This window comes from Arthrobacter sp. 9V (assembly GCF_902506065.1).
GTDB lineage: Bacteria > Actinomycetota > Actinomycetes > Actinomycetales > Micrococcaceae > Arthrobacter.
Map to the genome: position 1 here is coordinate 749,752 of NZ_LR732912.1, position 21,296 is coordinate 771,047.

The window sequence follows — 21,296 nt, forward strand, 5'->3', positions numbered from 1 at the left end:
CCGTGGCCATCGCTGAAGCTGGTTCGCTGCTCGCGCTCAAACGCCGGGCACGCAAGATCAACAGGGTTCTCGCTGAAAAGTATCCCTACGCGCACGCGGAGTTGGATTTCAAGAACCCGTTTGAGCTGGTGGTGGCCACGGTTCTCTCTGCGCAAACCACTGATGTGATGGTTAACCAGGTCACCAAGATCCTGTTTGCCCGGTACCCCGACGCCCGCGCCATGGCCGAGGCGGATCCCGTTGAGCTGGAGACCATACTTCAGCCCACGGGTTTCTTCAGGGCCAAAGCGCGGAACGTTTTGGCGCTCAGCACCCGGTTGGTTGATGAGTACGACGGCGTGGTCCCGGGACGTCTGGAAGATCTGGTGACACTCCCGGGGGTCGGGCGCAAAACCGCCAACGTGGTTTTGGGCAATGCTTTCGGGGTTCCCGGGATCACGGTTGACACGCACTTTGGCAGGCTGGCCCGCCGCTTTGGATGGACGGCCTCGGATGACCCGGTGAAGATCGAGTTCGACGTCGCCGAATTATTTGAACCGCGCGACTGGACCATGCTCTCGCATCGGGTGGTGTTCCACGGGCGCAGGGTCTGCCATTCCAGGAAGCCGGCCTGTGGTGCCTGCCCGGTGGCGAGCCTCTGCCCGAGCTACGGCGAGGGCGAAACGGATCCCGTTAAGGCCGCCAAGCTGCTGAAGTACGAGCTCGCGCCCGGCAACGAAGCCCTGCTCGGAAAACTCTTGGCTGAAACGCACAGGGCCGCGGAGATCCGCATGGAATCGCAAAGGAGGCCCGGGTGACCGCGCTTGAGGAACTGTCCGCACTGGTTACCCGCTTTGAAGAGGGCCAGCAACAGCACTCGGCACTTTGGGAGAAGCTACCCGTCACGCCGGAGACCAACCGTGCCGCGGCAGTCCTGATGCTTTTCGGTGTGCTGGACAACATCCCTGCAGAGTCGGATCGCCCCATCGCGCCGGCGGACCTTGATGTCCTTTTGCTCGAAAGGGCCCACACCCTCGACGACCACCCCGGACAAGTGGCGTTCCCGGGCGGCAGCGTGGATGCGGAAGACGAATCGGTGGTGGCTGCAGCGCTTCGCGAGGCCGTGGAAGAGACCGGGCTGGATGCAAGCGGTGTCCGGGTGCTCGGCGTCATCCCGGAACTCGGTCTTATCCGTAGCAACTTCCGGGTAACACCTGTGCTGGGCTGGTGGGATGCGCCATCGCCCGTTCGCGTGGTGGACTACGCCGAATCCGCGCAGGTCTTCAGGGTGCCCGTGCGCGATCTCCTGGATCCAGTCAACCGTGTCACTGCCACCATCTCCCGGTTCGGCCGCACGTACACCAGCCCCGGCTTCACCGTAAACGGCGTGTTGGTATGGGGCTTCACGGGGATGGTCCTCAGCGGCCTCTTCGACGAACTGGGCTGGACCGTTCCCTGGGATAAGGACAAGCTGCAGGATATCGACCTGTAGGCAGCCGTATCCAGGCTGCCCTGTTCAGGCTGCCCTGTTTGGACGGCCTTGTTTGGGCGGCCTTATTCAGGCCGCTTTGCGGGCTGTGGCGGAGCGGTCCACGATCAGACCGGTTGCGGCGTTTTCCCGTACGGCATTGATGCCTGCCACCACTCCCTCGAGGTGCTTGAACGTGGGTGATTCAGCCACCACGGTTCCGTCGGCCGCGGTGAGGCGGAACCTGTAACCATCGGCGTTGTCCTTGAGAATTTCAAACCTGCCAGCCATCGAATGCTTCCCCCTTGTGATGCTTCCCTGCACAAATGTGGACCAGCAAAACTATCCACATAGTGAAAGTATCCAGAACCGGGGCCGAACTAAAGTTACTTGGCAGTACCGGTCAATGACAGGTCATCCCGGCTCATATGGCGAGATGTGACTGGATAGTGCCGGGGCTTCCGGCTATGGTCCGGCTACTTCGCTTTGTCGTAGGAATCCACCACAGCCAGGCTCACCGGAAATTCCACGGGGATCCGCCCGAACATTAGTTCCTTCGCTGACGCTGCCGCTTCTTCGATCGCGCGGATGCACGCGTCAACGGCGTCCTCGGGGGCATGAATCATCACTTCGTCGTGGAGGAAGAACACCAGTTCCCCGCTGGGGGATCCCTCAGCGCGTAAGGTGCGCAGCCGCCGTCGTAATTCCGCCAACCAGCAGGCAGCCCACTCAGCAGCAGAGCCCTGCACCACGAAGTTGCGTGTGAACCGGCCCCGGGACCGGGCCAGATTGTCGGCGCGGCGCTGTTCCTCGGCCGTGGTGGATTGCTGGCTCCGCAACCAGCCGGCTGACGGAGGCGGGCTGCTTCTGCCTAGCCGCGTAGTGACTGTCCGGCCTGCCTCGCCTTCACGAGCTGCCTGCTCTACAAAGCCGACGGCGCGTGGATAGGTTCGCGTGAGCTGCGGCATGAGCCTGCCCGACTCGCCCGTGGTGGCACCGTAAATGGCCCCCAGCAGGGCAATTTTCGCCTTGGCACGGTCGCCACCAAAGCCTTGGGCTGCAATGCCTGCGTAGAGGTCTTTATCCCTGGCTGCCTCCGCCATTTTGGTGTCCTGGGCCAGCGCCACGAGGACGCGCGGCTCCAGTTGGGAGGCGTCGGCGACTATAAGCTTGTGGCCCGGATCCGCGTGGACAGCAGCCCGGATGTTCCGCGGGATCTGGAGGGCCCCGCCGCCCCGGGAAGCCCAGCGACCCGACACGACTCCACCCACCACATATTCGGGATGGAACCGCCCGTCACGCACCCACGAGTCCAGCCAGGACCAGCCGTTGGCGGTGTGTAACCGGGAAAGCTTCTTATAGGCGAGAAGGGGCTGGATGGCCGGATGTTTCGATTCCTGCAGCTCCCACTGGCGGGTGCTTTTCACTTCGATCCCGTTCCGGTGCAGGGCGCGCATCAGGTCCTGCGGGGAGTCCGGGTTGAGGCTGGGGGAGTTGAGGATGCTTCTGAGTTCGGCGCAAAGAGCCTCCAGGGCAGGGGGTCTGTGGCCAAGCGGCGGCCGGGGACCCAGAACGTCGGCAAGGATCTGCTGATGCAGCTCTTCGCGCCAAGGGACACCGGAGTGCTGCATCTCAACGGCAATGATCGCGCACGCCGACTCAGCAGCGAGCAGTAGTTGTAGGCGTTGTCTTTGCTGATGGTCCTCGGAGACCTGGGAAATTGCGTGCTGCTGCGCCGCGAACTCCTCCTTCAGCTCAACCAGCCCGGCCTTGGGGCTGGTCGGGGACAGATCCTCGAAGAGCGCGCCTTGATCCGCGGGCGGGGGTGGTGGCTGAAGGGCGCGCGGCGGCATTGAGTCATCATCCTGCGTGAGCTTGACCGCATGCTCGGCATAATCCGTGTGGGCCGTGAACTCCGAGTGGGCAAGAATGGCTCCGCAGAGCGAGAGGTCGTGGCAACGCTCCAGCTCTATCCCGTGGGTCAGCAGGTCCGGATACCAGTCCTGGGCGCGATGCCACACCCAGCGGGGCCGCTGGGCTTCCAGTTCACGCACGACGCCGGGCAACTCACCGCGGTTGACCACGCGGGGGTCAGCAGTCGCCTTTCCGGTGGGGGAGATCCTTTGTATGGCTGCGCCTTCCTGGTGGGCGGCGAGCAGCAAATACATGGTCTCCATTCTGCCTTGTACGGGGGTGTGCTGTGGTGCTTGTGTGCTTTTGCCCGGAGGTGACTGTTCCTCCACAGCGCCGGCCCGGCAAGGTTGTGCACATAGGGGCATTTGAGCCTTATCTTGATCTGCCGATTCACGCAGTGTGGAGGCCATGAGCAAGCGAGATCGTCGGCATAGGCAACCCGGACACCCCCAACAGACCACCCGGAGTTACGGGCAAAATGTGCAAGTGGATGCGGACGGGTCCTGGGTGCCACACGAAGCCGTAGGCATCCTGCTGGTTTCCGGAGACCCTTACCTTCAGGAAGAGGCCAAACGGATAGTCGCTGCCGCAGGCGGAAGTCTCAGAACGGCTGTGGATGTGACGGAAGCTGTCCACGGCTGGGACAACGCGGACGTCGTGTTGGTGGGCAGCGATATTCGCGAGTTGCCTCCCAGACGAAGGGCTCCCACTGTGCTGCTCGGCAAAGGCTCTGAAGGTGACCAGTTATGGCGTTTGGCCGCCTCACTGGGAGCTGAACGGGTAGCCGTCCTTCCCGAGGCAGCCGCTTGGCTGGCTGAACACCTGAGCATGTCCGGCTCCCCGGACCCCGGGGGCATCGTTATGGGCATCATCGCTGGAAGTGGCGGGGCAGGAGCTACCACCACTGCAATCTGGCTTGCCCAGGCTGCGGCCGGGCATGGCATCAGCACCGTGCTCATCGATGGTGACCGCTGGGGTGGTGGCCTTGAGCTGGCAGTGACGGCCGAAGAAATTCCGGGCCTCCGGTGGCCGGATTTCGCCGAAACCCGGGGCAGCATTGATCCTTCCCAGTTCCGGGATTCACTGCCCGTTGCCGGAGGCTTCGCTTACCTGTCCTGGCCCGGGACGCGGGAACCGGTCCAGGTCCCTGCGGCCGGTGCCGTGGCTGCTGTTGTTGACGCCGCACGCCGGAGCTTCGAACTCATCCTCGTGGATATTGGCCGTACCGGGGAGGGGCTGGGCACACTGGCATGGGATTGCGACAGGATCCTGGTGCTGACCAAGGCCCACCTCAAATCTGCAGTGGCGGCTACGCGTGTCCTCAATGAACTTCCTCCCGTTGATGCCGGACTGCTGGTCCGTGGAAGCGGCACCAGTTCGGTGGATGCTCCACTGATCGCGGAGTCACTGGGACTGCCGCTCCTAGGGGTCCTGCCGGAGATCCGTGGTGTTGCTGCCGGAACTGAGCTGGGGCGACTCCTGGAACTCGGGCGCCGGAAATCAGTCAGCCGATTCGCCGGTTCTGTCTTGGAATTGAACGGCACCAGTCAATGAGCCTCTTTGCCGAGGGCACCCGCCGCCGGCAGGGCCGAAGGCTGGACTCGGTTCTCCTTGAAACGGTACGGGAATCAGTGCTTGCGGGGAGCGGACCGGTAACACCATCTACTGTTGCGGCAGCAGTACAGGCAAGCGGCAGAATACTGGGAACCGCAGGAGCGTTGGAGGCGGCTGAATCCATCAGTGCCGAACTCAACGGATTGGGTCCTCTCCAGCCGCTGGCACAGGATCCTGCCGTCACGGACATCTTCGTCAACGGCCCGGATTCCGTCTGGTTGGACAGAGGGAACGGTCTGGAACGTTCATCTGTTCACTTCGATGCCGAGCAACAGATCAAATCGCTTGCCATCCGCCTGGTTTCAGCCGGAGGAAGGCGATTGGATGACGGTTCTCCCTGTGTGGACGTCCGGCTCAACGGCGGATACCGGGTGCACGCGGTCCTCGCCCCGATATCAACGGCAGGGACGCTGCTGTCCATTCGCATTCGTCGGGATGAAGTGTTTACCCTGACCGAGCTCAGGGAACGCGGCATGTTTTCAGAGCACGTCGAGTCGGTCCTCAGGGCTGTCATGGCGCACAAACTCAGCTTTCTCATCAGCGGTGCCACAGGCTCAGGGAAGACAACCCTGCTCTCCACCATGCTCGGGTTGAGCCATCCGGCTGAACGTTTGGTCCTGATAGAGGACGCTGCAGAGCTCAACCCCGTGCACCCGCATGTTGTGACGCTGGAATCGCGCCACGGAAACCTCGAGGGCGGGGGTGCCCTGGACCTCGGTGAACTGGTCCGCCAAGCACTGCGCATGCGCCCGGACAGGTTGATCGTAGGAGAATGCCGTGGTGCCGAGGTCCGTGAATTGCTGACCGCCCTCAACACCGGTCACACCGGCGGCGGCGGGACCATTCACGCCAACACTGCCGAAGCCGTGCCGGCTAGGTTGGTGGCACTCGGCGCCTTGGCAGGATTGAACGCCGAAGCCGTACGGTTGCAGGTCTCCAGCGCCCTTGATGTGGTGATCCACGTGGACCGGACATCGTCGGGACGGAAGGTGGCCTCCATCGGGGTGGTGACAGATACCGTGGAGGGTCAAAAGGTGATCCCGGCCCTCAGCTGGACCCGCACAGGAATGGCGCCGGGGCCGGCGTGGCCTGAACTCGCAGCCCGGCTTTCGCTGGCGACGTTGCAGGTGGACAGTGTGCTGCCGCATCAGGACCCCCTGCCACCACAACCCGATCTGCCTGGACGCAGGGCACGGACGACCCACCGGATCTCAGCAGAGTCACGGCCTTTGCGGACACTCAGTTTCGGTGACGGTTCATGATCGGCGCCCTCGTTCTGATGACGGCGCTCGCGGCTTGGCTGCAGTTCGGCGGGCGCCGGGCAGGTACCCGGCGTCTCCTCATGAGACTGGGGGTACCGGCGGGCCGGAGCAGGCGCTACCACCCCCGGCAACGATCGTGGCTTTTACGTCCAGGGCGGCGAAAGCGTCCCGAGCCGTTGTCGCTTGTGGTGATGGTGCAACAGCTCGCAGCCCTCCTGCGTGGCGGCCGGGGGGCCTTCCGGCTCTGGGAAGAGCTATGGATCGTCCATGGATCACGGCAGACCATGGTCGGCGGCAGCGGTCCCACAGCACAGAAAGGGAGCGCCGGGCTATCCAACGAATCACTGAAAGTTCTCGCAGCAGCGCGGGCAGCCTCCACGGTAGGTAACTCTCCGGCCGAATCCATCCGAAGTGCTGCAGCAAAGACGTATCCGCGGCGAGGAAGTTCTGAGCGCCGGGTGTGGATGGAATTGGCAGCCTGCCTGGACATCGCGGAGACCAGCGGCTGTCCCCTGGCTGACCTCCTCACCCGCTTTGCAGCCCAGCTGGAGGCCGAAGAAGACTCCGAAGCAGCCCGTCAAACGGCGCTCGCAGGGCCCAAGGCTACCGTTCGGCTGTTGTCCTGGCTGCCGGTGTTCGGGCTTGGACTGGGGATGGCATTGGGTGTGGATCCCTTGGGAATCTTGTTGAACAACTTCCTGGGAGTTGCCACGTTCGCGGCTGGACTCCTCCTCACGGCTGCCGGCCGTGTCTGGTCCTCGCGACTGGTCGCCTCTGCCGCCGGGGGCCACTGATGTACAGGACCCCGGTGTTGGTGATGATCGCGGTCATGGCGTTGGCCGCATTCCTGATCTTCGCCGCACCCAAACGGACGAGGTTGCAGTTACTCTCCGGGGGAAGGGGAACTGCAACAGCCCAGGAGTCATCGGCATCTACCCATGCCCACACGGGTGGGGACGGGCTCCGCGATACGGCCATGATGCTGGAGTTGGTGGCTTCAATGCTCGACGCCGGAGCTGGAATCGGGCGGGCACTGGAACTCATCGCAAAGTGTGCCTCACCTCCCATTAGGCAATCGCTGCAGCCCGTTGTTGCTGCGCTTGCCATAGGTGCCGACTGGGAGACTGCCTGGAGGACGCCCGGCAAGCACGCCCCTGAAGTAGTCCGGCTTAAGGATGCGTTGGCCTTCGCAGCCTTGACCGGCGCGCCGTCTGCGTCCATCCTCTACGCACAAGCGGCCAGGGAACGGCGTGAGCAGTTTCGGGCCGCGGAGAAGCGCGCAGCTGCTCTGGGCGTGAGGCTGGTAGTTCCTCTGGGTCTGTGTTCACTGCCCGCTTTTATCTGCCTTGGCATCGTCCCGGTCCTGATCGCCATGCTTCCTTCAGGTTGAAACGTGATGAGGGCCTCCCAGGCGCAACCATTCCTCCACAACCCGCCGGACCTGACGGGTTATCCACTTGCAGAGACCGCCTTCTTTCGGGCTTCTCCGGACCACGGAAGAGTCGGTTTTGTCGGCAAAGAGCTGGCGCTTCTTGAAAGGAAACCCACCGTGAGAACTCTATCCACCACCCTTCCTGGCCCCCTCAGTGAAATGCGCCGGGATCGGCCGGCTACCGGAAAAGTCCCTGGTGATCTCTCCGGGAAACCGGCGACAACCCAGGATGACGAACTCTTCGAGTACGATCTCGAACCTAACGATCTTGAGCCCTTCGATCCTGAAGACGAACTCCCGCAGTTGGGCCTTGGCCTGGAGGACGTTGGGGAGCCCGGCGACGGGCGTCTTGAGGACGATGGCTTCTGGACAAGAACGTGGACAAGGGCAAGCACACAGACAAGGCTTATGGGTTCGGAAGTGGGCATGGCAACCGCCGAGTACGCCATTGCCACACTTGCCGCTGTAGGCCTCGCAGGCTTGCTGGTGGTCATTCTTCGCAGCGAGGAAGTCCGCGGCTTCCTGCTGAACCTGATCCGTACTGCGTTGTCCCTGCCATGACACGTGTGCTGCCTGCCAGCGGGGGAGCCTCCCGGAATGCGCAGGAAGGGGGTGCCGTCACTGCGGAGTTCGCCGTCGCCTTGCCCGCTGTTGTGTTGCTCCTGGCATTCTTGCTGGCAGGTGGCGCCGCAGGTATCACCCAGCTCCGGCTGGAGGATGCGGCAAGGGCGGGAGCGCGCGCCTCGGCCCGGGGTGAGGCCTCCGGGTCCGTGGACGGGATCGTCAAGCGCCTTGCCGGCGAGAGCGTTGCATCGTCAACGATTGACGACGGCGAGTGGGTTACGGTGACTGCTTCCTCGCCGGTGGGAGGGGCCTTGGGACCGCTCATCCCCTGGACGCTGAAGGCATCGGCAACCGCACGGGCAGAAGCGGGCACCCCGTGAAAACGCTCCGGCCAAACAGTCAGCATGAACGCGGTGCTGGAACCGTGCTCGCCCTTGCCTTGGTGGCGGTGGTCATCGCTCTGCTGCTGGGACTGCTTCTCCTGGCTGAGGCCGGAGTGATGGCATCCCGGGCAGCGTCTGCGGCTGATCTTGCAGCGCTGGCCGCCGCAGATGCTGCCCGGGGGCTAAGCTCCGGGGAACCTTGCTCCGTGGCAGCAGAAGTGGCGGGAAAACAGGACGCAAAGATCACGTCCTGCACGGTGACCGGCGGGGACGTGGTGGATGTTGAAACGGAGCTGGCCCATCCCTTCCAGTGGGGCGTAGCCACCGGCCGCGCACGGGCCGGGCCTCCTCCCTAGCTGGATCAGGCGCCTTCGCTGGCTGGCATCCTGTGACACGAACCCACGTCAGCTGGCGTCCTTCAACAAGACGTCAAGAAGAGTTATGGCGGCTGCCTTGTCTAACGGGTTGTTCTTGTTGCCGCATTTTGGGGACTGAACGCAGGAGGGGCAGCCGGCATCACACTCACAGGCCTTGATGGCTTCCCGGGTGGCCGTCAGCCATATCTTGGCCTTTTCAAAGCCACGTTCAGCGAAGCCGGCACCACCGGGGTGGCCGTCGTAAACGAAAATCGTCGGTACCCCGGTGTCGGCATGCAGGGCTGTGGAGACGCCACCAATGTCCCAACGGTCGCTGGAGGCTACCAAGGGGAGGAGCCCGATTGCAGCATGTTCAGCCGCATGCAGCGCTCCCGGGAATTCCGCTTCAACCAGCCCGGCTCCGTGCAGGGAACGGTTGTCCACCACGAACCAGACGGCCTTGGTAAAGAGGTCCCTGGCTCCCAAATCCAGGGGTTCTTCGCCGAGGATCTCGTTGGAAATCAAGGCTTTGCGTTGGAAGGAGACCACTTGGGTAGTCACTTTGACGTCACCAAAGTGCACGGTGATGTCCCCCCATTGAACCGAGCGGGAGGTTTCGAGGACTTCGATTTGGGTTACATCGCGGGCCGTGGTGTAAAAATCGGGGTTGACCCTGCGCACCATGACACAGTGATCGGCTTCGTTGAGGTCCTCCACCAGATAGCTGTCACCCTGGTGGACATAGATGGCACCCGTGTGGGCTTGATAGTGGGTTTGCGGCGAATCCATGGTTCCCAGGAGGGACCCCGTTTCGGCGTCCACGATGCTCACGGGTCCACCCCCGTCGGCCCGGAGGTTCACCATTCCGGCAGCGCTCTCAGGGTGCGTCCAGAACCATCCCGCGGGCCGCTTGCGCAGGTAGCCCTGAACCACCAAACGATCAAGGAGCCCTTCAGCGGTGGGACCGAACAAACCGAGCTCCGCTGGTCCGATCGGCAACTCGGCCGCGGCCGCGCACAGGTGTGGCCCAAGGACATAAGGATTACCGGGATCGAAGACGGTGGCCTCCACGGAAACATCAAAGATTGCTTCCGGGTGGTTCACCAGGTACGTATCAAGCGGATCATCGCTTGCCACGAAGGCGGCAATGGCATCCTGCCCCGCGCGCCCTGCCCGGCCGATCTGCTGAAAGAGGGAAGCCCGCGTGCCAGGCCATCCTGCCACCAGCACGGCATCAAGACCGGAGATGTCGATGCCGAGTTCCAAAGCGGATGTGCTGGATACTCCCAGGAGTTGGCCGGATCTCAACGCCTGTTCCAAGGCCCGCCGTTCCTCGGGCAGGTACCCGGACCGGTAGGCGGCCACTCGCCCGGGAAGGCTGGGATCCACCTCATCCAGCAGCCGCTTGGTGATGGAAGCTATGGATTCGGCACCGCGACGGGACTTAATAAACGCGATGGTCCTGACCCGCGACGATACGAGGTTCGCCAGGATATCCGCAGTCTCAGCAACTGCTGTTCGCCGCTGCTTGGCGCCGTTCTCACCTTTGACGTCTGTGAGGGCCGGTTCCCAGAAGGCCACCGTGGTGGAACCATGCGGTGAGCAGTCTTCAGAAACTTCCCGGACGGGGGCACCAATGAGCCGCCCAAACGAAACCCCGGGGTCCGAGGCTGTGGCGGAAGCGGCAATGAACACCGGCTCAGGGAAGGAGGTCCCCGCGCCGTAGTACGCGCAGATCCGGCGGAGGCGTCGCATCAGATTGGCCACGTGCGAACCGAACACACCACGGTAACTATGGGCTTCGTCCACGATGACGTAGCGCAGCCGGCGGAAGAACCGGGCCCACCAAGTGTGGTTGGGAAGGATCCCGAAGTGCAGCATGTCCGGGTTGGCCAGGATGAAGTTAGCGTGATCGCGGATCCAACGTCGGGCCGAGACATCAGTATCGCCGTCATAGGTTTCAGCCCGGACCGTGGGCAACTTCAGCGAGCGGATCGCTGCGAGCTGGTCTGCTGCCAAGGCCTTGGTGGGGGACAAGTACAGGGTGACCGCACCGTCGTCGTGGATCTTCCCGGGGTCTGAGAGGACCCGGAGCTCGGAACGGTGGATCGCATCCAGCGCGGGCAACTGGTAGGCGAGCGACTTCCCGGAGGCAGTTCCCGTGGCGATCACAACATGTTGTCCGGAGTGGGCGAGGTCTGCCGCTTGGATCTGGTGCCGGTACGGTTCGTGGATGCCCAGACTGCCGTAGGCTGCCACAACATCCGGGTGAACCCAGCCTGGCCAGGGCTCGTTGACTGCTTTGCGGGCGGGGATGGTGTGGACATGGCGCAGCTGCTCAGGGTCCGGTGTCCGGCCCAGCAGGGAGATCAATGAATTTGGTGCAGCCACCGAATCATTCTGTCACTGAGCTGGCACACCAACAGCGGCACCCGGGGGCGCCGCCGTCGAGCATTGCTGTTATTCGCAGCTTTCTATGCTCCTGACAGGTCCGATCCTTCGGTCCCGCCGGACATCATGAGGACGTGGCACACCACGTCCCATCCCAGATGGGAGTAGAGCTTTTGGCCGTCCAGCGATGCCAGGAGCAGGCCGTTCTCCACATCGTGCGCGAAGGCTTGCGCCGCCAGGGCCTTCATAATGAAGCTGCCCAGGCCACGGCGTTGAAAATCAGGTTCGGTGACGATCTTGTCGAAGATGGCCGTGCCATTGACCACGTAAACCCGGCCGCTGGCAGCTACTTGCTCACCGGAGTGGACCACTGCGTAATGGACGCCGTTTGATTCTGAGGTGGCGAGTTCCAAATCGTCGTCCGGGAGCCAGGGATCCTCGGCATCCTGGGTTTCCATGTCCACGATCATCATGGTCTGGGATGCCGAAGTCACGGTCAGTCCGCGCTGTTCAGCAAGGTATTTGTACCGCTGCACATCGTTGGTGAGGACCGTCAGGATCCGGGTGGGGGCCTCTGCCGTCTTGTCGGCCAAGGCAGCGAACTCATCATCGGATGGATCATGGGCGAAATACTCCCAGTCACCGGTTTTGTCGGCGCGAAGTGCGGCAGGGAAGCGGCCCTCTTGGCGTAGTTCATAGCCGCGGCAGCCGGACCAGCCGGCCACCCAGACTTCCAAGAGGTGCGCAATGTCTTCAACCAAGGCGTCTGGACTCATGTAGAGAGAGTATGCCAGCGCACCATGAAGCAACAGAGCCACGTCAGCCCGGCGATGGTTGCTTATGGAATTGTGACTTCCCGCCTGCCGGCCCGCAGCCATGCCGGCCCGGAAAGTCGCGCGAAACGCAAGGATTTTACTGCACCAAGTACCCTTTAATAGTGGCTTTGAACCGAATTGTGCTCTTCTATGGCTTTACCCCGATCGCGGACCCCGATGCCGTGCGTCTGTGGCAGCGCGCCCTGTGCGAAAAGCTGGGGCTGACCGGCAGGATCCTGATATCAAAGGACGGCATCAACGCCACGGTGGGCGGCGAGCTGAACAACATGAAGCAGTACGTGAAGACCACCCGTGAATACAGGGGTTTCCACGACATCGACTTCAAATGGTCGGAAGGTAGCGCCGCCGACTTCCCGCGCCTCAGCGTCAAGGTCCGCGATGAGATTGTGTCATTCGGAGCGCCCGGTGAGTTGAAAGTGGATGCCAACGGCGTGGTGGGCGGCGGGAAGCACCTGCAACCCGAAGAACTTCACGCGCTGGTGGATGCCAAAAAGACCACTGGCGAAGACGTAGTGTTCTTCGATGGCCGCAATGCGTTCGAAGCACAAATCGGCAAGTTCAAGGACGCAATCGTCCCGGACGTGGACACCACGCACGACTTCATCAAGGAACTCGAGTCCGGCAAGTACGACGACCTCAAAGACAAGCCCATCGTGACCTACTGCACGGGCGGCATCCGTTGCGAAGTGTTGTCCAGCCTGATGGTCAACAGGGGTTTTAAAGAGGTGTACCAGCTTGACGGCGGCATTGTCCGCTACGGCGAAACCTTCAAGGATAAGGGCCTGTGGGAAGGCTCGCTGTACGTCTTCGACAAACGCATGCACGTCGAATTCAGTGAGGAAGCCAAAACGATCGGTGAATGCGTCCGCTGCGCTGCGCCCACCAACAAGTTCGAGAACTGCTCAAACCTCAGCTGCCGTACGTTGACCCTGTACTGCGCGGAATGTGCCTCCAGCCCTGAAACGCTCCGATGCCCCGGAGGCTGCGAAGCCGCCTGAGGCCTTGGTCAGAGCCGGCTCACCCGGTACGCGAAGTTTGCGTCCGATCTGGACCCCACCGTGATGGAAAGTATGGCGTCCTTTTCCAACTGGACTACGCTCACCCGGGCGTTGGCGCACCCCAGGGTCAGGTCCACGAGCTTGGCCTCGCCCAATGCGACGCTGAACGTCACCCGCCGCGTGCCTCGGCAGGCCAGCGTCACCGCGTAGGTTCCACCCGGCAACTGCACCGTCTGCTCAGACTTCGACTCGCCAGGGTTGAGGTAGCCGGAACTTGAATAGAAAGACTGCCCTTGGGACTCGGGCAATGCCAGTTTGGTCCACTCTTCGAGCGCCTCGCCGGTGACTGTTTCCTCCAGCGCCGGATCGGGAGGAAGAACCACATTGCCGGCAGTGGAGGTGGGGCCCGCTTCCGGCCTTCCGGTCTCGTCATAGGTGTATTCGCAGGCCGCCAGACTGCAGCTCAGGGCAACAAGAATCACGACGGCGGTCCTTGCCGACCGTCGCGGCATCACCGAGCGAGCTGCCTTGCTGCCCATGGACTGACTTTACGCCCGTACAGCGGCTGGCCAAAGGCCTGTCAGGGGTGGGTATGCCCCAGGACTAGGCTGCTGCAGAGACTACCTGGTAGGCAAAGATCAGCGGGGCATCGACGCTGCTCGTGGAAATACTGAGAGTGCCGGTAACGGGTACTTTGACCTTCACCACGTCAAGGCTGCCATTGCACGCTGCGGCCGCATCCGCGATCTTGTTGCCGCCCGAAGAAACGGCGAAGTAAGCCTTGCCGCCACCATCGCAGGCCATGGTCAACGTGTAGCTTCCGGCAGGTATGGCGGGGGACTCCTTGACCAACGGGTCCCGGTTGAGGATTTTTCCGGAATCCTCCAACACCACGCCGCCCGCCCCAGGGAGAACCTTTTCCTTCCAGGCAGGAACGTCCGCGTTTTCGATGTTGACCGGTGCCTGGCAGCCGCAGACTCCCAGCAGGGCTGCAGCGGTTATGGCAACAAGGCCCGCGCGGCGCCTTGTGGAGGAAGAGTTGAGCATGCATCCAACGCTACCGGGTTCAAGCGGGGGTCATTGTCCACATAGGGCACGTTCGGCATCCCGGGTCACAGCGTGCCGCCCCTACACTTGCAAGGTGACTGACACAGCTTCCTCCTTTACTTCCGGCAACACCGACGACGCTCCCCGCAGTGACCTCCCCCAACTGCTATCGGCTCTCGCCGCAGATCTTCGTGCTCTCTCCTACACGGTGGACGGCGTTGCTGAGCTTTTGGGCGCATCCGCCTCGGAGGCACTGGGCAGGGACCAACTCATCCCCGCACTCCTGGCCAGTGAACGGGTCATGAAATCAGGGGACCGCACCCTCCGGCCTTTGGCGGCGCTTGTTCGCCTTTGGCTGCTCGCCGTCCCGCAGGCCGTGGCGGACATCGATTCCGCAATTCCCGGTACCCGTTCGGAAGGGCTCGTAGAGTTGGGGCTGGTTACCGTGGATTCCGGCATGGTCAAGGCCAAAGTGGACCTGCGCCCTTACGGCTGGGACCCCAACACGGACGGCACTGGTGGCGCGGAGCTCTGGGTGGCCAGCGACCTCGCCGCCCACCAGCAGCCGGGTGTATTGAGGCATGACCATGTCCTGGGAATCGGGCAGGCCTCCACAACCTTGGTACAAACCACGTTCAGGAAGCACAGCAAACGAGCCCTTGATGTTGGCACAGGCTGCGGTATCCAAACGTTCCACTTGCTCCATCATTGTGAGCACGTGACAGCAACGGACATTTCAGAGAGGGCGCTTGCCTTCACCCGCTTCAACCTTCTCTTGAACGCCGCGGAACTGGGAGTGGACCCCAGGAACCTCGAGGACAGGGTGAGCTTGCGGCTGGGGTCGCTCCTCGAACCCGTGGCAGGCGAGCAATTCGGCTTGGTGGTCTCCAACCCGCCCTTCGTGATCACTCCGCGAACGGGCGGAGAATCGTCGTCGGACCAGTTCACGTACCGCGACGGCGGCCTTCCCGGCGATGACATTGTTTCTTCGCTTGTACAGTCCCTGGCGGAGGTCCTGGAGCCCGGCGGAACAGCTCAAATGCTGGGCAATTGGGAGATAACCTCTGGTTCGGACTGGAAGGACCGGCCCCGGGCATGGCTCCGCGAATCAGGCTTGGATGTCTGGTTCATACAGCGGGAGCAGGTTGGCCCGGAGCAGTACGCGGAGACCTGGCTTCAGGACGCTTCGCAGAACCGCGAGGACGGGCAATATCAGGCAGCGTACGCCGCCTATTTGGATGATTTCGCTTCCAGAAATGTTGAAGGTATTGGCTTCGGCATGATTTGGCTGCGCCGTTCGGTGGCTCCGCAAGGAACTGTCATCAACCGGTTCGAGGAAATTACTTATCCGATCGAACAACCTATCGGACCGCATGTGGGTGCTGCTGTAGAGCGGGCAGACTGGGTGGCGGCCCACTCGATTGAGATGGCGCACTTGGTGGTTGCCGATGACGTCACGGAGGAACGGCACCAGCGTCCGGGAGCCGCTCATCCCGGAGTGATTCTCCTCAGGCAAGGTGCGGGCCTTCGCCGGACCAATCTGCTCAGCACGGAACTCGCTGGTTTCGTCTCAGCCTGCGATGGCCAATTGTCGGTACGGCAGATCGTCTCGGCCCTGGTGTCGCTTCTGGGCGGGGGTGAGGACTTCGATGAGGAGGCTTTCCGTAAAGGGCTCTTCCGGGATGTCACCAACCTGGTCCTGGACGGTTTCCTTCTTCCGGACCCGGCGCAGGTCAGTTCATGATCCGGGACACGGCGCGCTCATCAACTGCCGGACCCCCGGGAAGTGACCCTGACTACACTGATGAAGTGACTGCGAACAACGAAACATCCCAAGCGTCTGGAGCCGTTCCCCGGCGGAAACGTGCCGAGAAGACGGTTGAGATCACCGATCCCAAAGCGATCCGTGCTTTGGCACATGCGGCCCGGCTCGAGGTCATCTCTGAGCTCTACGCCACGCAGGTCAGCCACACAGCCACCGAGCTCGCTGCCAGGACAGGTCTGACGCCCAGCGCAATGAGCTACCACCTGCGCGCGCTTCAAAAGTGGGGAATCGTGGCGCCCGCTGAAAACGCCGGCGATGCCCGGGAACGCCGCTGGAAGGCAGCCGGAACAGACTTCACCATTTCGGGAGGCAGCGTCGCCAGTCCTGAGATAGCCGTGGTGGATCTTGAGCTTGATGCTTTCCGACGCAGGGCTTCTGCTTTCGCGAAGGCCCGAGGCGAACGTCGGCAGCGCGGGGAAACCGCCGAAGAGCCTGCAGCGGTTGTCCTCTCCAGCAACTTGTTGTATCTGACCAACCCGCAGCGCCGGGAACTTTTGGACAGAATCCGCGCGGTTCTGCGGGAGTACGAACTTGATGATCCCACTCAGATACCCGAAGGTGCCGAACGTGTGGCAACCTTGTGGTCAATGATCCCGGATGACCGCGTAGCGCCCGGTCAGTAACAGCCCGGCCGGGGCGTCGATTGTCCGTCCTGGTTTCCGCACCAAAACGCAGGATTCTGCAAACTATGGTGAACTAGGCCAATATGGGCACCAGCCCAATTACACATTTTTTCTGTAGGAGCATCGTGCCCAGCAAGGCAAAAACCGGCAAGAAACTCGTGATCGTGGAGTCTCCGGCCAAGAGCAAGACCATCGCCAAGTATCTTGGCGAGGGCTTCATCGTCGAGGCTTCGATCGGCCACATCCGGGATCTCCCGCAGCCCTCGGACCTCCCTGCCGAACTGAAGAAGACCTCGCTGGGCAAGTTCGCAGTTGACGTGGAAAACGACTTCAAGCCGTACTACGTTGTTTCCCCGGACAAGAAGAAAAAGGTTGCCGAGCTCAAGGCCCAGCTGAAAGACGCTGACGCGCTCTACCTCGCAACCGATGGGGACCGCGAAGGCGAAGCCATCGCATGGCACCTCTTGGAGGTCCTGAAACCCAAGGTTCCCGTTTACCGCATGACTTTCGGTGAAATCACCAAGGAAGCCATCCACCGCGCCATGGATAACCTCCGGGACGTGGACACCGCTTTGGTGGATGCCCAGGAGACACGCCGTATTCTTGACCGCCTTTACGGGTACGAGATCTCCCCGGTGTTGTGGCGCAAAGTGGCCCGCGGGCTCTCCGCCGGCCGTGTCCAGTCCGTGGTGACCCGCATGGTGGTGGACCGCGAACGCGAACGCATGGCGTTCCGGGCGGCGTCCTACTGGGACCTCACCGGCCAGTTCGGTTCAGACTCCGGTTCGTTCAAAGCAAAGCTTGCCGCCGTGGACGGCTCAAAGGTAGCCAGCGGCCGGGACTTCAATGACAACGGGCAGCTGACGTCCTCCAACGTGGTGCACCTGAACGAGGAACTTGCCACGTCCTTGGCTGCCGGCCTGGAAAACGCTGATTTCCGCGTTCGCTCCGTAGATACCAAGCCGTACACCCGCCGCCCTGCCGCGCCGTTCACCACGTCCACGCTGCAGCAGGAGGCCGGCCGTAAGCTCCGTTTCTCCTCCAAGAGCACCATGCAGGTTGCCCAGCGCCTGTATGAAAACGGCTACATCACTTATATGCGTACAGACTCGTCTGCCTTGAGCGATGAAGCACTTACGGCAGCCCGCCGTCAGGCTTCCGAACTTTACGGCCCCGAGTACGTGCCCCAGAGCCCCCGCGTTTATGCCAACAAGGCTGCCAACGCCCAGGAAGCTCACGAGGCCATCCGTCCGGCCGGAGACTCCTTCCGCACACCGGCGCAGGTTGCCAAGCAGTTGAGCGGTGATGAGTTCCGGCTGTACGAGCTGATCTGGAAGCGCACCGTTGCCTCCCAGATGGCTGATGCCAAGGGTTCTACTGCCACCATCCGCCTCGGTGCAGTGGCCGCTGACGGACGCGACGCCGAATTCTCGGCCTCCGGTACCGTCATCACCTTCCCCGGTTTCCTTGCAGCCTATGAAGAGGGCAAGGACGAGAGCCGCGGGGACGACGAATCGGATGAAGCCCGTCGCCTGCCGAACGTTGCCAAGGATGATTCCCTCACGGCCTCGGACATTGTGGCTGTAGGGCATGAGACATCGCCGCCGCCGCGTTATACGGAAGCTTCGCTGACCGCTGAGCTGGAAAAGAGGGGCATCGGCCGCCCGTCCACCTACGCCTCCACCATTTCCACCATCCAGGACCGCGGCTACGTCCGTAAGCAGGGCTCCGCTTTGGTTCCCAGCTGGATCGCGTTCTCCGTGATCCGCTTGTTGGAACAGCACTTCACGGACTACGTGGACTACGAGTTCACGGCAGACATGGAAGGCGATCTGGACAAGATCGCCAACGGCCAAGCCGTGGGCGCTGCCTGGCTCAAGCACTTCTACTACGGTGAAGACGCAGATCCCGGCCTTCTGAGCATCGTCAACAACCTTGGCGAAATCGATGCGCGGGAGATCAATTCCGTGCCGATCGCCGAAGGCATCACCTTGCGAGTGGGCAAGTTTGGCCCCTACTTGGAAAGCTCCATTCCTACCCTTGATGCGAAGACCGGTGAGGTTGTCGAATCCGCACGTGCGAACGTGCCGGAGGAACTTGCTCCGGATGAACTGACGGCGGACAAGGCCAAAGAGCTCATGGAGACCGCGGCCCCCGAGGAACGCGTTCTGGGAACCGACCCACACACCGGTCACACAATAGTTGCCAAGAATGGCCGCTATGGTGCCTACGTCACCGAGATCATCCCCGAGATGACCGAGGAACAACTGGCCAACCAGCCGGTGGAGTATTACAAGAACGGCAAGCCCAAGCCGCCTAAGAAGCCGGTGAAGGCCAAGCCGCGTACGGGTTCACTGTTCAAGTCCATGACCGTGGATTCGGTCACCTTGGATGAAGCCCTTGCGCTCATGAGTTTGCCGCGGGTACTCGGCGAGGACGCGGACGGCAACCCCATCACGGTGCAGAACGGCCGATTCGGTCCATACCTGAAAAAGGGGACGGACTCCCGCTCCATCGGTTCTGAAGAGGAAATCTTTACGATCACCCTGGAGCAGGCTCTGGAGATCTACTCGCAGCCCAAGCAACGTGGCGCCCGCGCGGCCGTGCCGCCGCTGGCTGAGTTCGGTCCTGACCCGGTTTCCGAGAAGAACATTGTGGTGAAGGAAGGCCGCTTCGGTCCTTACATCACCGATGGCATCACCAACATCACCGTCCCGCGGTCAACCTCCCTGGAGGAGTTGACCCGCGAACAAGCTGTGGAGCTCTTGGCGGAGAAGCGTGCGAAGGGGCCGGTCAAACGGACCGCCACACGCAAGGCACCGGCCAAGAAGAAGGCCACAGCCAAAAAGTAGGTGGTATGACGGCCGGGGCAGCACTCGCGAATTGCGTCCCGGCCGGCATCGTGGTCGAGTAGAACCATGACTGAACAGACCGTTTCACCGGACAACGAACCCTTGAACGACCTCGAGGCCAAGCTCGCCTCGGCCGAACAGCCGGACGCGAACCCGGTGGACGTCATCCTCGCTTTCCTGAACAACGAGGTCTACCTCGTCAGCTCGGAAGCCGTGGACGGCCCGGACTCCTCAGTGGAGCCTTTGGTGCTCTCCAACGCTGATGGACAGCCCGTGCTGGCCGTCTTCAGCCACCCGAGCCGCGTCGATGAGCGCTTCCTCGAAGCAGCCCCGCACGTCCTGGGCACCATGGGGTCAGCGATCCTGGGAAACATCGGCGACGAACTGGGCATGGTCATCAACCCCGGAAGTGAATTCGGATTCGAAATCGACCCTGAGGGCATTGCGAACATCCGCCGCGACTTCAAACGCGCCGACCAGGCCGGGGAGTCCGCCGAATAGGGCTTGCCCCAGCTGTTGACAACCATTCCGTCAGCGAAACGTCGTGGCCAAGTTGCTTCGCAGGCTTCGAATCGGTGAATAATGGCAGAATGCGTCTTGGCGTTCTCGACATCGGGTCCAACACCGTCCACCTACTGCTGGTGGACGCTCACCCCGGCGCGCGTCCGGTAGCTTTTGCTTCCCATAAGCGCCCCCTTTCGTTGGTGCAGTACTTGGACGGCGATGGAAACATCAACGATGCCGGCCAGCACGAGCTGATCGAATTCGTCCTGGAAGCCTGGGAGTTCGCGGCCAGCCATAAGGCCGAGGACTTGCTGGCGTTCTGTACCTCGGCTATTCGTGAGGCAACCAACGGTGCGGACGTTTTGGCCCGGGTCAAGCATGAGACCACTGTGACCCTCCAAGAACTCACGGGCAGTGAAGAAGCCTCCATGACGTTCTTCGCTGTACGCCGTTGGTACGGATGGGGCGCGGGGCCCATTCTTGACCTGGACATAGGGGGCGGCTCGTTTGAAATGGCGTACGGAACGGATGAACTTCCTGAGTACGCCACCTCGGTTCCCTTGGGCGCAAGCCGGTTGACACGGGACTGGCTTCACGACGATCCGCCCAGCGCCAAGAGCGTGAAGGAACTGCGCCGCTACATCCGGTCCACGCTGAAACCCGTGGTCCGGGACTTCCACGACTTGGGCCGGGCCAACCTGGTGGCCGGCACGTCCAAGACCTTCCGGTCCTTGGCCCGGATCGCCGGTGCGGCCCCCAGCGCAGCAGGACCGTACGTGAAGCGCGAGCTCCACGCAGCAGACCTGGGTCTGTGGGCACAGCGGATTTCGGCCATGACCGTGGAAGACCGGTTGTACCTTCCCGGCGTCTCCGACGCCCGCGCCCGCCAATTGCTGGCAGGGGCCCTGGTTGCTGAAGCGGCACTGGAACTCTTCGAATTCCCCAAGATGGAGATTTGTCCCTGGGCCCTCCGCGAAGGCCTGATCCTGCGCCGGCTGGACCAGCTGGTCTTCGAGGAAGCCCTGGATCCGGCACCCCACGTCGGAAAGCGAAAGAAGGACAAGTCCAAGAAGAAGGCGGCCAAGGAAGCCGCCAAGGCTCAAGAAGAAGGCACGGCTCCTGAAAAAGCCGCGGCTTCCGAAAAAGACGAAGATGCCCGCCCCGGGTTTAAAGAATTCCCGGTCCCTGTCAACACACCGTCCCCCTTACCCATCCCGGCCCCTGTGGCAGGCGGGATGGCCTCCTGAG

21 protein-coding genes are annotated in these 21,296 nt (G+C 62.3%); 15 read left to right on the forward strand and 6 right to left on the reverse strand.

What is annotated here, in order from left to right; translation table 11 throughout:
• Positions 1-2 precede the first annotated feature (2 nt).
• A complete protein-coding gene (gene nth, locus BACI9J_RS03565; RefSeq protein ID WP_159733198.1) occupies positions 3-797 on the forward strand; it encodes an endonuclease III in 795 nt (264 codons plus the stop codon).
• A complete protein-coding gene (locus tag BACI9J_RS03570; protein ID WP_159733199.1) occupies positions 794-1,471 on the forward strand; it encodes an NUDIX hydrolase in 678 nt (225 codons plus the stop codon). Before nth ends, BACI9J_RS03570 begins: the two co-directional genes overlap by 4 nt.
• A gap of 66 nt (positions 1,472-1,537) precedes the next feature.
• On the opposite strand, the gene BACI9J_RS03575 is transcribed toward BACI9J_RS03570, so the two are convergent.
• Both BACI9J_RS03575 and BACI9J_RS03580 read right to left on the reverse strand, forming a co-directional pair.
• The gene (locus BACI9J_RS03575) at positions 1,538-1,738 is read right to left on the reverse strand and encodes a YegP family protein (RefSeq protein ID WP_159733200.1); all 201 of its coding nucleotides are present in this window, start codon (positions 1,736-1,738) and stop codon (positions 1,538-1,540) included.
• 185 nt (positions 1,739-1,923) lie between these two features.
• On the reverse strand, positions 1,924-3,615 hold the full coding sequence (locus BACI9J_RS03580) for a bifunctional 3'-5' exonuclease/DNA polymerase (RefSeq protein ID WP_159733201.1): 1,692 nt from the start codon (positions 3,613-3,615) through the stop codon (positions 1,924-1,926).
• 154 nt (positions 3,616-3,769) lie between these two features.
• On the opposite strand from BACI9J_RS03580, the gene ssd reads away from it, so the two are divergent.
• The 7 genes from ssd to BACI9J_RS03615 all read left to right on the forward strand — a co-directional run bounded on the left by ssd (position 3,770) and on the right by BACI9J_RS03615 (position 8,972).
• Positions 3,770-4,915: a septum site-determining protein Ssd gene (ssd, locus tag BACI9J_RS03585; protein ID WP_201296496.1), complete on the forward strand. Its 1,146-nt coding sequence runs from the start codon at positions 3,770-3,772 to the stop codon at positions 4,913-4,915.
• On the forward strand, positions 4,912-6,237 hold the full coding sequence (locus BACI9J_RS03590) for a TadA family conjugal transfer-associated ATPase (protein WP_236558377.1): 1,326 nt from the start codon (positions 4,912-4,914) through the stop codon (positions 6,235-6,237). Before ssd ends, BACI9J_RS03590 begins: the two co-directional genes overlap by 4 nt.
• The gene (locus BACI9J_RS03595; RefSeq protein ID WP_201296497.1) at positions 6,234-7,031 is read left to right on the forward strand and encodes a type II secretion system F family protein; all 798 of its coding nucleotides are present in this window, start codon (positions 6,234-6,236) and stop codon (positions 7,029-7,031) included. The genes BACI9J_RS03590 and BACI9J_RS03595 overlap by 4 nt, the downstream gene beginning before the upstream one ends.
• Positions 7,031-7,627, forward strand: a complete 597-nt coding sequence (locus BACI9J_RS03600) for a type II secretion system F family protein (protein WP_159733202.1) — start codon at positions 7,031-7,033, stop codon at positions 7,625-7,627. Before BACI9J_RS03595 ends, BACI9J_RS03600 begins: the two co-directional genes overlap by 1 nt.
• Positions 7,628-7,786: 159 nt before the next feature.
• Positions 7,787-8,230, forward strand: a complete 444-nt coding sequence (locus tag BACI9J_RS03605; protein ID WP_159733203.1) for a DUF4244 domain-containing protein — start codon at positions 7,787-7,789, stop codon at positions 8,228-8,230.
• Complete coding sequence (locus tag BACI9J_RS03610; protein WP_159733204.1) at positions 8,227-8,613, forward strand: TadE family type IV pilus minor pilin; 387 nt, start codon at positions 8,227-8,229, stop codon at positions 8,611-8,613. The genes BACI9J_RS03605 and BACI9J_RS03610 overlap by 4 nt, the downstream gene beginning before the upstream one ends.
• Complete coding sequence (locus tag BACI9J_RS03615; protein WP_159733205.1) at positions 8,610-8,972, forward strand: Rv3654c family TadE-like protein; 363 nt, start codon at positions 8,610-8,612, stop codon at positions 8,970-8,972. Before BACI9J_RS03610 ends, BACI9J_RS03615 begins: the two co-directional genes overlap by 4 nt.
• A gap of 48 nt (positions 8,973-9,020) precedes the next feature.
• Here the strand turns inward: BACI9J_RS03615 and BACI9J_RS03620 are convergent, their stop codons facing one another.
• Together BACI9J_RS03620 and BACI9J_RS03625 are read right to left on the reverse strand one after the other, a co-directional pair.
• Positions 9,021-11,363 (reverse strand): DEAD/DEAH box helicase, encoded by a 2,343-nt coding sequence (locus tag BACI9J_RS03620; protein WP_159733206.1) that lies wholly within the window; start codon positions 11,361-11,363, stop codon positions 9,021-9,023.
• A gap of 83 nt (positions 11,364-11,446) precedes the next feature.
• A complete protein-coding gene (locus BACI9J_RS03625) occupies positions 11,447-12,139 on the reverse strand; it encodes a GNAT family N-acetyltransferase (RefSeq protein ID WP_201296498.1) in 693 nt (230 codons plus the stop codon).
• A gap of 161 nt (positions 12,140-12,300) precedes the next feature.
• Between BACI9J_RS03625 and trhO the strand changes: the two genes are divergently transcribed.
• On the forward strand, positions 12,301-13,197 hold the full coding sequence (gene trhO / locus BACI9J_RS03630) for an oxygen-dependent tRNA uridine(34) hydroxylase TrhO (protein ID WP_159733208.1): 897 nt from the start codon (positions 12,301-12,303) through the stop codon (positions 13,195-13,197).
• 8 nt (positions 13,198-13,205) lie between these two features.
• Here the strand turns inward: trhO and BACI9J_RS03635 are convergent, their stop codons facing one another.
• Positions 13,206-13,736 carry a hypothetical protein gene (locus BACI9J_RS03635; RefSeq protein ID WP_159733209.1) on the reverse strand — a complete coding sequence of 177 codons (531 nt, stop codon included), beginning with the start codon at positions 13,734-13,736 and terminating at the stop codon, positions 13,206-13,208.
• Between the two features lie 64 nt (positions 13,737-13,800).
• Positions 13,801-14,244 carry a hypothetical protein gene (locus tag BACI9J_RS03640; RefSeq protein WP_236558378.1) on the reverse strand — a complete coding sequence of 148 codons (444 nt, stop codon included), beginning with the start codon at positions 14,242-14,244 and terminating at the stop codon, positions 13,801-13,803.
• Between the two features lie 94 nt (positions 14,245-14,338).
• Here BACI9J_RS03640 and BACI9J_RS03645 point away from each other — a divergent pair, with 94 nt between their 5' ends.
• The 5 genes from BACI9J_RS03645 to BACI9J_RS03665 all read left to right on the forward strand — a co-directional run bounded on the left by BACI9J_RS03645 (position 14,339) and on the right by BACI9J_RS03665 (position 21,295).
• Positions 14,339-15,988 carry a DUF7059 domain-containing protein gene (locus BACI9J_RS03645; protein WP_159733210.1) on the forward strand — a complete coding sequence of 550 codons (1,650 nt, stop codon included), beginning with the start codon at positions 14,339-14,341 and terminating at the stop codon, positions 15,986-15,988.
• Positions 15,985-16,692, forward strand: coding sequence for an ArsR/SmtB family transcription factor (locus tag BACI9J_RS03650; RefSeq protein WP_159733211.1), 708 nt, complete (start codon positions 15,985-15,987; stop codon positions 16,690-16,692). Before BACI9J_RS03645 ends, BACI9J_RS03650 begins: the two co-directional genes overlap by 4 nt.
• Positions 16,693-16,817: 125 nt before the next feature.
• Positions 16,818-19,544, forward strand: a complete 2,727-nt coding sequence (topA, locus tag BACI9J_RS03655) for a type I DNA topoisomerase (RefSeq protein WP_159733212.1) — start codon at positions 16,818-16,820, stop codon at positions 19,542-19,544.
• Positions 19,545-19,610: 66 nt separating this feature from the next.
• Positions 19,611-20,045 carry an SseB family protein gene (locus tag BACI9J_RS03660; RefSeq protein WP_159733213.1) on the forward strand — a complete coding sequence of 145 codons (435 nt, stop codon included), beginning with the start codon at positions 19,611-19,613 and terminating at the stop codon, positions 20,043-20,045.
• Positions 20,046-20,134: 89 nt separating this feature from the next.
• Entirely contained in the window at positions 20,135-21,295 is a 1,161-nt protein-coding gene (locus BACI9J_RS03665; protein WP_159733214.1) for a Ppx/GppA phosphatase family protein, read from the forward strand.
• Position 21,296 lies beyond the last annotated feature (1 nt).

What these genes read in the sequence shown, in the direction of transcription:
- BACI9J_RS03575 (WP_159733200.1), bottom strand. Translation starts at nt 1,738, where the DNA reads ATGGCTGGCAGGTTTGAAATTCTCAAGGACAACGCCGATGGTTACAGG.
- BACI9J_RS03665 (WP_159733214.1), top strand. Translation starts at nt 20,135, where the DNA reads ATGCGTCTTGGCGTTCTCGACATCGGGTCCAACACCGTCCACCTACTG.
- BACI9J_RS03590 (WP_236558377.1), top strand. Translation starts at nt 4,912, where the DNA reads ATGAGCCTCTTTGCCGAGGGCACCCGCCGCCGGCAGGGCCGAAGGCTG.
- BACI9J_RS03640 (WP_236558378.1), bottom strand. Translation starts at nt 14,244, where the DNA reads ATGCTCAACTCTTCCTCCACAAGGCGCCGCGCGGGCCTTGTTGCCATA.
- BACI9J_RS03595 (WP_201296497.1), top strand. Translation starts at nt 6,234, where the DNA reads ATGATCGGCGCCCTCGTTCTGATGACGGCGCTCGCGGCTTGGCTGCAG.
- BACI9J_RS03580 (WP_159733201.1), bottom strand. Translation starts at nt 3,615, where the DNA reads ATGTATTTGCTGCTCGCCGCCCACCAGGAAGGCGCAGCCATACAAAGG.
- BACI9J_RS03625 (WP_201296498.1), bottom strand. Translation starts at nt 12,139, where the DNA reads ATGAGTCCAGACGCCTTGGTTGAAGACATTGCGCACCTCTTGGAAGTC.
- BACI9J_RS03600 (WP_159733202.1), top strand. Translation starts at nt 7,031, where the DNA reads ATGTACAGGACCCCGGTGTTGGTGATGATCGCGGTCATGGCGTTGGCC.
- ssd (WP_201296496.1), top strand. Translation starts at nt 3,770, where the DNA reads ATGAGCAAGCGAGATCGTCGGCATAGGCAACCCGGACACCCCCAACAG.
- BACI9J_RS03660 (WP_159733213.1), top strand. Translation starts at nt 19,611, where the DNA reads ATGACTGAACAGACCGTTTCACCGGACAACGAACCCTTGAACGACCTC.
- BACI9J_RS03650 (WP_159733211.1), top strand. Translation starts at nt 15,985, where the DNA reads ATGATCCGGGACACGGCGCGCTCATCAACTGCCGGACCCCCGGGAAGT.
- BACI9J_RS03635 (WP_159733209.1), bottom strand. Translation starts at nt 13,736, where the DNA reads ATGGGCAGCAAGGCAGCTCGCTCGGTGATGCCGCGACGGTCGGCAAGG.
- BACI9J_RS03610 (WP_159733204.1), top strand. Translation starts at nt 8,227, where the DNA reads ATGACACGTGTGCTGCCTGCCAGCGGGGGAGCCTCCCGGAATGCGCAG.